1 rRNA gene is annotated in these 3168 nt (G+C 51.0%); it reads right to left on the bottom strand.

From position 1 onward, the window contains the following. Positions 1–70: 70 nt before the first annotated feature. Positions 71–3002: ribosomal RNA gene (locus CFS60_RS13765) — 23S ribosomal RNA — on the bottom strand. Between the last annotated feature and the right edge of the window lie 166 nt (positions 3003–3168).

A 3168-nucleotide genomic window follows, 5' to 3' on the forward strand; every position in this document is an offset into this window, starting at 1 on the left:
GAAAGAACGTTGTTCTCTCAAAACTAGAGAAGAAAAGTGTTGAGTTACAAAGTAACGAAAACCAGATTAAAAGGTTAAGTCCTCGATCGATTAGTATTTGTCCGCTCCATATGTCGCCATACTTCCACTCCAAACCTATCTACCTGATCATCTTTCAGGGATCTTACTTTCCGAAGAAATGGGAAATCTCATCTTGAGGGGGGCTTCACGCTTAGATGCTTTCAGCGTTTATCCCTGCCGCACATAGCTACCCAGCGATGCTCCTGGCGGAACAACTGGTACACCAGCGGTGCGTCCATCCCGGTCCTCTCGTACTAAGGACAGCTCCTCTCAAATTTCCTGCGCCCGCGACGGATAGGGACCGAACTGTCTCACGACGTTCTGAACCCAGCTCGCGTGCCGCTTTAATGGGCGAACAGCCCAACCCTTGGGACCGACTACAGCCCCAGGATGCGACGAGCCGACATCGAGGTGCCAAACCTCCCCGTCGATGTGGACTCTTGGGGGAGATAAGCCTGTTATCCCCGGGGTAGCTTTTATCCGTTGAGCGATGGCCCTTCCATGCGGAACCACCGGATCACTAAGCCCGACTTTCGTCCCTGCTCGACTTGTCAGTCTCGCAGTCAAGCTCCCTTGTGCCTTTACACTCTGCGAATGATTTCCATCCATTCTGAGGGAACCTTTGGGCGCCTCCGTTACTCTTTAGGAGGCGACCGCCCCAGTCAAACTGCCCACCTGACACTGTCTCCCCACGCGCTAAGCGTGGCGGGTTAGAATGGTCATACAGCGGGGGTAGTATCCCACCAGCGCCTCCTCGCATGCTGGCGCACGCGATTCTTCGGCTCCTACCTATCCTGTACAAGCGGTACAAACATTCCATATCAGGTTGCAGTAAAGCTCCACGGGGTCTTTCCGTCCTGTCGCGGGTAACCTGCATCTTCACAGGTACTATAATTTCACCGAGTCTCTCGTTGAGACAGTGCCCAGATCGTTGCGCCTTTCGTGCGGGTCGGAACTTACCCGACAAGGAATTTCGCTACCTTAGGACCGTTATAGTTACGGCCGCCGTTTACTGGGGCTTCAATTCTGAGCTTCGCAAGAAGCTAACCCATCCTCTTAACCTTCCAGCACCGGGCAGGCGTCAGCCCCTATACGTCACCTTACGGTTTTGCAGAGACCTGTGTTTTTGCTAAACAGTCGCCTGGGCCTATTCACTGCGGCTCTCTCGGGCTTTCACCCTAATAGAGCACCCCTTCTCCCGAAGTTACGGGGTCATTTTGCCGAGTTCCTTAACGAGAGTTCTCTCGCTCACCTTAGGATTCTCTCCTCATCTACCTGTGTCGGTTTGCGGTACGGGCAGTATCTCTCTTCCTAGAGGCTTTTCTTGGCAGCGTGAAATCAGGAACTTCCGTACTTTATTTCCTTCCCCATCACAGCTCATGCTTCGCAAGAAGCGGATTTGCCTACTTCTCACACTCACTGCTTGGACGCACATTTCCATTCGTGCGATTCCCTATCCTTCTGCGTCACCCCATTGGTCAAACAATTGACACTGGTACAGGAATATCAACCTGTTGTCCATCGCCTACGCCTATCGGCCTCAGCTTAGGTCCCGACTAACCCTGAGCGGACGAGCCTTCCTCAGGAAACCTTAGATATTCGGTGGAAGGGATTCTCACCCTTCTTTCGCTACTCATACCGGCATTCTCACTTCTAAGCGCTCCACCAGTCCTTCCGGTCTGACTTCAACGCCCTTAGAACGCTCTCCTACCACGAACCACTTAGTGGTTCATCCACAGTTTCGGTAATACGTTTAGCCCCGGTACATTTTCGGCGCGGGGTCACTCGACCAGTGAGCTATTACGCACTCTTTCAAGGATGGCTGCTTCTAAGCCAACCTCCTGGTTGTCTAAGCAACCCCACATCCTTTTCCACTTAACGTATATTTGGGGACCTTAACTGGTGGTCTGGGCTGTTTCCCTTTCGACTACGGATCTTATCACTCGCAGTCTGACTCCCGAGTATAAGTACATGGCATTCGGAGTTTATCTGAATTCGGTAACCCGAGAGGGGCCCCTAGTCCAAACAGTGCTCTACCTCCATGACTCTTTACCTCGAGGCTAGCCCTAAAGCTATTTCGGAGAGAACCAGCTATCTCCAAGTTCGATTGGAATTTCTCCGCTACCCACACCTCATCCCCGCACTTTTCAACGTGCGTGGGTTCGGACCTCCAGTAAGTATTACCTTACCTTCATCCTGGACATGGGTAGATCACCTGGTTTCGGGTCTACGACCTGTTACTCATGCGCCCTATTCAGACTCGCTTTCGCTACGGCTCCGCTTTTTCCGCTTAACCTTGCAACAAATCGTAACTCGCCGGTTCATTCTACAAAAGGCACGCTATCACCCATTAACGGGCTCTAACTACTTGTAGGCACACGGTTTCAGGTACTCTTTCACTCCCCTCCCGGGGTGCTTTTCACCTTTCCCTCACGGTACTGGTTCACTATCGGTCACTAGGGAGTATTTAGCCTTGGGAGATGGTCCTCCCGGATTCCGACGGAATTTCACGTGTTCCGCCGTACTCAGGATCCACTCTGGAGAGAAGCCTATTTCAACTACCGGGCTTTTACCGTCTCTGGCGGGCCTTTCCAGACCGCTTCATTTATAGCCTTCCTTTGTAACTCCGTATAGAGTGTCCTACAACCCCAAGAAGCAAGCTTCTTGGTTTGGGCTCTTTCCGTTTCGCTCGCCGCTACTCAGGAAATCGATTTTTCTTTCTCTTCCTCCAGGTACTTAGATGTTTCAGTTCCCTGGGTCTGCCTTCCTTATGCTATGTATTCACATAAGGATACTATCCGACTAAAGATAGTGGGTTCCCCCATTCGGAAATCTCTGGATCAACGCTTACGTACAGCTCCCCAAAGCATATCGGTGTTAGTCCCGTCCTTCTTCGGCTCCTAGTGCCAAGGCATCCACCGTGCGCCCTTCCTAACTTAACCTCATAGACTTCTTCGAAGTCCGGTTAATCTGAATCGCGTTTACCAGCGATGATAAACGTCGGTTCATTTGAAAGATACACTTTCAGTTGATTCTCGGTTACTTTTATACAAGTGTTTCCACTTGTGATAACTTTACTAACTTTTCTTATCTAGTTTTCAAAGAACA

Source organism: Listeria sp. ILCC792, assembly GCF_900186135.1.
Classification (GTDB): domain Bacteria; phylum Bacillota; class Bacilli; order Lactobacillales; family Listeriaceae; genus Listeria; species Listeria goaensis.